This window comes from Egibacteraceae bacterium (genome assembly GCA_035540635.1).
Taxonomy (GTDB): Bacteria; Actinomycetota; Nitriliruptoria; order Euzebyales; family Egibacteraceae; genus DATLGH01.
Window position 1 is genome coordinate 35,379 of the sequence record DATLGH010000081.1, and the last position, 7,256, is coordinate 42,634.

The 7,256-nt window shown below is 70.3% G+C and carries 8 protein-coding genes; 7 read left to right on the top strand and 1 reads right to left on the bottom strand.

Annotated features, from left to right (window positions below; genetic code table 11):
• Positions 1–27 precede the first annotated feature (27 nt).
• The 7 genes from atpH (at position 28) to murA (ending at position 6,971) form a co-directional block, all read left to right on the top strand.
• Complete coding sequence (gene atpH, locus VM324_13080) at positions 28–579, top strand: ATP synthase F1 subunit delta (protein HVM00218.1); 552 nt, start codon at positions 28–30, stop codon at positions 577–579.
• Between the two features lie 14 nt (positions 580–593).
• Positions 594–2,327 carry a F0F1 ATP synthase subunit alpha gene (atpA, locus tag VM324_13085; protein ID HVM00219.1) on the top strand — a complete coding sequence of 578 codons (1,734 nt, stop codon included), beginning with the start codon at positions 594–596 and terminating at the stop codon, positions 2,325–2,327.
• 41 nt (positions 2,328–2,368) lie between these two features.
• Complete coding sequence (locus VM324_13090) at positions 2,369–3,250, top strand: F0F1 ATP synthase subunit gamma (protein ID HVM00220.1); 882 nt, start codon at positions 2,369–2,371, stop codon at positions 3,248–3,250.
• An 11-nt stretch (positions 3,251–3,261) separates the two neighbouring features.
• Positions 3,262–4,701 carry a F0F1 ATP synthase subunit beta gene (atpD, locus tag VM324_13095; GenBank protein HVM00221.1) on the top strand — a complete coding sequence of 480 codons (1,440 nt, stop codon included), beginning with the start codon at positions 3,262–3,264 and terminating at the stop codon, positions 4,699–4,701.
• 3 nt (positions 4,702–4,704) lie between these two features.
• A complete protein-coding gene (locus tag VM324_13100) occupies positions 4,705–5,115 on the top strand; it encodes a F0F1 ATP synthase subunit epsilon (protein HVM00222.1) in 411 nt (136 codons plus the stop codon).
• A gap of 239 nt (positions 5,116–5,354) precedes the next feature.
• Positions 5,355–5,636: a hypothetical protein gene (locus VM324_13105; protein HVM00223.1), complete on the top strand. Its 282-nt coding sequence runs from the start codon at positions 5,355–5,357 to the stop codon at positions 5,634–5,636.
• 57 nt (positions 5,637–5,693) lie between these two features.
• On the top strand, positions 5,694–6,971 hold the full coding sequence (gene murA, locus VM324_13110) for a UDP-N-acetylglucosamine 1-carboxyvinyltransferase (GenBank protein HVM00224.1): 1,278 nt from the start codon (positions 5,694–5,696) through the stop codon (positions 6,969–6,971).
• A gap of 21 nt (positions 6,972–6,992) precedes the next feature.
• Here the strand turns inward: murA and VM324_13115 are convergent.
• Positions 6,993–7,256, bottom strand: a 264-nt coding sequence (locus VM324_13115) for a zinc finger domain-containing protein (protein ID HVM00225.1), incomplete at its 5' end; no start/stop codon positions are given.

Genomic DNA, 7,256 nt, shown 5'->3' on the forward strand with positions numbered 1-7,256 from the left:
ACCCGAGCAGCCAGGTGGGAGGGTGGGGTGACCGACGCCACCGACACCACCGACCCGGTCGTCGGCGCCTACGCACGGGCCATCCTCGAGGTGGCCGAGGCCGAGGGGGCGCTGTCGCGCGTCGAGGACGACCTGTACCGCTTCTCCCGTACGGTCGACGGCAACCCGGAGCTGCGCAACCGCCTCGTCGACCCGGGGGTCCCGGTCGGCGCGAAGCTCGAGCTCATCGACGAGCTGCTCGGCGGCCACCCGCAGAGCGCGAGCGCGGTGATGTGGTTGGTCCAGGCCGGCCGGGCCCGCCAGCTCGGCGCGATCGCGGACGCGCTGGCGGCCCGGGCCGCTGCGGCCCGGTCGGCGGTCGTGGCGGAGGTGCGCACCGCGGTGCCGCTGTCGGAGGACCAGCGCCACCAGCTGGCCGAGGCCCTGCGCGGGTCGACGGGTTCGCCCGTCGAGCTGAAAGTCGTCGTGGACCCCAGCGTCGTTGGTGGCATGGTGGTGAAGATGGGCGACACCGTGATCGACGGCAGCGTCGCCCGCCGGCTTGCCGAGCTCCGTGGGCGCCTCACCGGCGCCAGCTGACGAGGAGTCTTTATATGACCGACTTGAGGCTTTCCCCCGAGGACATCACCAGCGTTCTTCGGGCAAAGATCGACGACTACGCGTACCGGCCCGCGCGCGAGCAGGTCGGCGTGGTCACCCAGTCCGGTGACGGCATCGCCCGGGTGTCTGGCCTGCCGGGCACCATGGCGAACGAGCTCCTCGACTTCGGCATCGCCCACGACGGGCGCCGGTTGTACGGCCTCGCCCTCAACCTCGACGAGCACAGCATCGGCGCCGTGCTCCTCGGTGACGCCGCCGAGGTCGAGGAGGGCGACGAGGTCAAGCCGACCGGTCAGGTGCTGTCGGTGCCGATCGGTGACGCCTACCTCGGGCGGGTGGTCGACGCGCTGGGCCGCCCGCTCGACGGCAAGGGCCCGCTGGACGACAGCAAGCTCGACGGCACCCGCGGCCTGGAGGTGCAGGCGCCTGGCGTGATCGACCGCCAGCCGGTGAAGGAACCCCTGCAGACCGGTATCAAGGCCATCGACGCGATGACCCCGATCGGTCGCGGTCAGCGCGAGCTCATCATCGGCGACCGCCAGGTCGGCAAGACCGCGGTCGCCGTCGACACGATCATCAACCAGCGCCAGAACTGGGCGAGCGGTGACCCCAGGCGCCAGGTGAAGTGCATCTACGTCGCCATCGGGCAGAAGGGTTCCACGGTCGCGGAGATAAACGACCGCCTCGAGCAGGCGGGCGCGATGGAATACACCACCATCGTGTCCGCGCCGGCGGCCACGCCTGCGCCGTTCCAGTACATCGCCCCTTACTCCGGCGCAGCCATCGGCTCCTACTGGATGTACCAGGGCCAGCACGCGCTGATCGTCTACGACGACCTGTCCAAGCAGGCCGACTCCTACCGCCAGCTGTCGCTGCTGCTGCGCCGGCCTCCCGGCCGCGAGGCCTACCCCGGCGACGTGTTCTACCTGCACTCGCGCCTGCTCGAGCGTGCCGCGAAGCTGTCCGACGAGCTCGGCGGCGGCTCGATGACGGCCCTGCCGATCATCGAGACCAAGGGCGGCGACGTCTCGGCGTTCATCCCCACCAACGTCATCTCGATCACCGACGGTCAGATCTACCTGGAGACCGACCTGTTCTTCCAGGGCGTGCGCCCCGCCATCAACGTGGGCATCTCGGTGTCCCGCGTGGGCGGCTCCGCGCAGCGCAAGGCGATGAAGAAGGTCTCGGGCACCATGCGCCTGGAGCTCGCGCAGTACCGCGAGCTGGAGGCGTTCGCGCAGTTCGGCTCGGAGCTGGACAAGGCTTCGCAGTCACAGCTCGACCGCGGCGCGCGCATCGTGGAGGTCCTCAAGCAGCCGCAGTTCTCGCCGGTGCCGGTCGAGGAGCAGGTGCTCGTCATCTGGGCCGTGACCAACGCCAAGCTCGACGACATCCCCGTCGTCGACGCCCGCCGCTTCGAGAGCGAGCTCCGCGAGTACGCGCGGGACCGCCACGGCGAGCTCCTCGACGCCTTGCGCGAGGAGGCGCTCAGCGACGAGCGCGTCAGCGAGCTCGAGCAGGTGATCGCCGCCTTCAAGGAGGGCTTCCGGCCCTCGAAGGTCGCTGAGCCCGGGGACCACCGCACGCAGGAGTCCCTCGACACGCTGCGCTCCGAGGACGAGGAGGAACCCGTCGAGGCAGCGCACACGACCGAGCTGCCGACCGACGAGACCCGGCAGGCACCCGACAGCGCGGAGCCCGTCAAGGGCGGGGAGCCGCCCGCCTAGCCTGCTCGAGCCCCGAGGCTTCGAGCGAGAGGAGGACTGCAATGCCAGGCGCCGGGGAGATGCGTGCGCTTCGCCGTCGGATCCGCAGCGTCAAGTCGACGCAGAAGATCACGCGGGCGATGGAGTTGATCGCGGCCAGCCGCATCGCCCGCGCGCGCAACATGGTGGAGGCCGCCCGGCCCTACGCCGAGATGATCACCCGGGTGATGCGCGACCTGGCGACCGAGTCCACTATCGCCGACCACCCGCTGCTGGCGGCCCGCGAACGCACCGAGGCGGTGGGCATCATCGTCATCACCTCCGACCGGGGACTGGCCGGGGCGTACAACACCAACATCCTGCGCCGGACCGAGCGCTTCATGGACGAGCATCGCGAGGCAGGCAACGACGTCCTCGTCTACGCCGTGGGAGGAAAGGCGGAGTCCTACTTCCGCTACCGCGGCCAGCCGCTGGAGGAGGTGTGGACGGGCATGAGCGACCAGCCGCGCTACGCCAACGCTGTGAGCATCGGCAACGCCGTGACCCAGGCCTACCAGGAGGAGCGCATCGACCGGGTGTCGGTGGCCTACACCGACTTCCGCTCCGCGCTGAACCAGGTGCCCAGTGTGGCCAAGCTGCTGCCGGTCGACGCGCGCGCCTTCGCCGGCGGCCACGAGTTCCCGCCGCAATTCATCTTCGAGCCCGCCCCGGTCACCATCCTTACCCGGCTCGTGCCCCGCTACGTCGAGCACCGCCTGTACGCCGCACTGCTGGAGTCCGCCGCCAGCGAGCACGCCAGCCGCCAGCGGGCGATGAAGGCAGCCACTGACAACGCCGGAGAGATCGTCGAGGACCTCACCCGCGAGGCGAACCGGGCCCGGCAGGCGGCCATCACCACCGAGATCTCCGAGATCGTGGGCGGGGCAGAAGCCCTGGCCAGCTAGGAGCAACGCGTATGACCGATACCGCCACCCCGCCGCAGGACACCGACCTGGAGGACGGCCGCATCCTGACCGTCGTCGGGCCGGTCATCGACGTCGAGTTCCCGCCCGGAGCCCTACCCCCGATCTACACGGCGCTGAAGTTCGACCGCACCGTGGAAGGCGCCAAGCAGACGCTCACCGCCGAGATCGCCGGCCACATCGGCGACCGGGTGGCCCGGGCCATCGTCATGCAGCCCACCGACGGGGTCGTGCGCGGCACCAAGGTGAAGAACACCGGGGCGCCGATCTCCGTGCCCGTCGGCCCGGGCATCCTCGGCCACCTCTACAACGTCCTCGGTGACCCGCTCGACGTGTCCCCGGAGGAGATCTCCCCCGACACCTACTGGCCGATCCACCGGGACCCGCCGCCCTTCGACGAGCTCGAGCCGCAGTCGAAGATGTTCGAGACCGGCATCAAGGTCATCGACCTCATCGAGCCCTACGTCGAGGGGGGCAAGATCGGCATGTTCGGCGGCGCCGGCGTGGGCAAGACCGTTGTCATCCAGGAGATGATCTACCGCGTCGCCGAGCAGCACGGCGGGGTGTCGATGTTCGCCGGCGTGGGTGAGCGCACCCGCGAAGGCAACGACCTCATGCTCGAGATGCAGGAGAGCGGCGTGCTCGAGAAGGCCGCCCTCGTGTTCGGGCAGATGGACGAGCCGCCGGGCGTGCGCCTGCGGGTCGCCCTGTCCGCGCTCACCATGGCGGAGTACTTCCGCGACGAGGAGCGCCAGGACGTCCTGCTGTTCATCGACAACATCTTCCGCTTCGTGCAGGCCGGCTCGGAGGTGTCCACGCTGCTCGGCCGGATGCCCTCGGCGGTGGGCTACCAGCCCACCCTCGCCAACGAGATGGGCATCTTGCAGGAGCGCATCACCTCGACCAAGGGCCGGTCGGTCACGAGCCTACAGGCCGTGTACGTGCCCGCCGACGACATCACCGACCCCGCCCCGCACGCCACCTTCGCCCACCTCGACGCGCAGACGGTGCTGTCGCGGTCGATCACCGAGCTCGGGATCTACCCGGCGGTGGACCCGCTCGACTCGAACTCGCGCATCCTCGACCCCCAGGTCGTCGGCCAGCGCCACTATGACGTGGCGACGCAGGTGCAGGAGACGCTGCAGCGCTACAAGGACCTGCAGGACATCATCGCCATTCTCGGCATGGACGAGCTCAGCGAGGACGACAAGGTGACCGTCACTCGCGCCCGCCGGCTGCAGCGCTTCATGTCGCAGCCGTTCTTCGTGGGCGAGCAGTTCACCGGCCGTCCTGGCAAGTACGTGGACCTCAAGGAGACCGTCCGCGGCTTCGCCGAGATCCTCGAGGGAAAGCACGACGCGCTTCCCGAGCAGGCCTTCTTCATGGCCGGCCCGATCGAGGACGTCGTCGAGAACGCGGAGAAGATGGGCTGACCGATGCCGCTTCAGCTCGAGATTGTCAGTCCGGAGCGACTTGCGTACACCGACGAGGTCGACATGGTCGTCGTGCCCGGCATCGACGGCCAGCTCGGCATCCTGCCGAACCACACGCGCCTCATCAGCGCGCTCGGCATCGGCGAGCTGCGGATCAAGAAGGGCGGCACCGAGCAGACCCTGCTCATCTCCGGCGGCTTCGTCGAGGTCCGGCCGGACAAGGTGATCGTCATGGCCGACCTCGCCGAGCACTCCGACGAGATCGACGAGGCTCGTGCCGCCGAGGCGCGTCGCCAGGCCGAGCAGGAGCTCGAGTCGGCGAAGGACCCGGTCGACCTGGCCCGCGTCCGTGCGGCCCTCCAGACGGCGCTCATGCGCGAGCGGATCGCCACCCGCCGCCGCACGCGCGGCTGAGTTCCGCCGATCTATCGGGCTGGGCGACGCATGGCGGGTTCTCGCGCTGCGTTTGGACCGATACATCGGGCAATCCAGCGCATGAACCGCGGGCGACGCCGTCTCCCGTGCTTCTCGGCCCGATGCATCGGGCAGCCTGCGCGCGAGCAAGCCCCCGTGCGCCCCTCGGCCCGATCCATCAGCACCGCTGACCCGTGCTGACCTGCGAACACTGCGGAACGAGGATGCCGCAGCTTCCGGTGAGGATCGAGGTCGTCCGCGAGACCGGGCCCATCGGGCTTCCGAGCGATCCCAGGCACGGGGAGACGGTGAACTTCACCCGGCCGTATCGGTTCTGCTCGGCGGAGCACCTGTACGCCTGGGTGCGCGAACAGCAGATGATGATCTGCAACCGCCAGCCGACCCCCTTCGAGGACGGCATGCAGCCGTACCTGCCGAGCCGGCACATGGGCGGTCGGGTGGGACTGTGCGACGGCCATCACACCGGCGCCCACGAGTGGAAGGAAGCGTGGCCGGGGTGAGCCGCCGATGGTCCCGTTGCCCGCGGTCCACACCGGCCCGATAGACTGCACCGGTCCATGCAGAAGTTCGTCATCACCGGCGGGATCCCGCTCCACGGCGAGGTCCGCATCGCCGGCGCCAAGAACGCGGTCCTCAAGCAGATGGCCGCCGCCGCCCTGACCGACGAGCCGGTCCTGCTCCGCAACGTCCCGCGCATCAGCGACGTCGTCATCCTCCGCGAGCTCATGTCCGACATCGGCTTCGACGTCCGTCGCGTCAACGGCGACGCCCTCGAGATCCGGGCCAGCGAGGCGCCGTGGCCGTTCGTGCCGCTCGAGGCGGCGGTGAAGATGCGGGCCAGCTTCATCCTGCTCGGGCCGATGCTCGCGCGCTTCGGTCGCGTGATCCTGCCCAACCCCGGCGGCGACCGGATCGGCCGGCGGCCGGTCGACTATCACGTCCGGGCGATGGAGCAGATGGGCGCCACGATCGCGTACCGCAACGGCTACTACTTCGCCGCAGCGCCCCCCGACGGCCTGCGGGCCGCACACGTCGAGTTTCCCCGCGTCACCGTGATGGGCACCGAGAACGTGATCCTCGCCGCGACGCTGGCTCGCGGGACGACGGTGATCGACAACGCGGCGCTCGAGCCGGAGGTGGACGACCTCATCGCCATGCTCGGCGCGATGGGCGCGCACGTGGCGCGGACGGCTGAACGGCGAATCGAGATCGACGGCGTCGACCGGCTGCGTGGCGCCGAGCACCGCGTCCTCGGCGATCGGCTGGAGGCCGAGACCTTCGCGATCGCGGCCGCCATCACCGGTGGCGAGGTCGACCTGCGTGGCGTCGATCCGGCCCACCTGGGCGCATTTCTCGAGGTCTGCGAGCGGATGGGCATCGCCTACGAGGCGGATCCGACCGACCGCTGCCTGCGCATCCGCTGCGCCGATGGCGTCCCGCTGCGCGCCGTCGACGTCGAGACGGAGCCGTATCCCGGATTCGCGACGGATTTCCAGGCGCCGCTGTCGGTGCTGCTCACCCAGGCCGAGGGCGTCTCCACGGTCCACGAGACGATCTTCGAGGACCGTCTCGACCACATGCGCGAGCTCGTCCGCATGGGCGCCGATATCGAGCTGATCGACGAGCGGCGCGCCCGCATCACCGGCCCAACGCCGCTCCACGGCGCCGAGGTGGGCATCGCCGACCTCCGGGCCGGCGCCACGCTGATCCTCGCCGGGCTCGCTGCGACCGGCACGAGCGTCGTCTCCGGGATCGAGCACGTCGACCGCGGGTACGAGCAGATCGAGGCCAAGCTCGTCGCGCTCGGTGCGCGGATCAACCGCATCGAGGCCTGATCGTCCGGTTCGGGCTGCCGCTCACAGGGCGCTCCGCTGAGGCTGGCATCGCGGGCACCAGTACGTGAGGCGCGCCAGCTCTCCCTGGCGGCCGTGCCGGATCGGCGTCCCGCAGCGACGGCACCCCCGGCCGCCGCGCCCGTAGACCCACAGCGCCTCGCCCGGTGCCCGACTGCCGGTCGTGACGCGCGCCCCTCCCCGCGTGTTCGCCCGCAGCAGCCGGCGCGCGGTTCGCATCGCGCTCCGCAGCTCGCCGTCGTCGAAGGCTCGCACCGGCGCCCATGG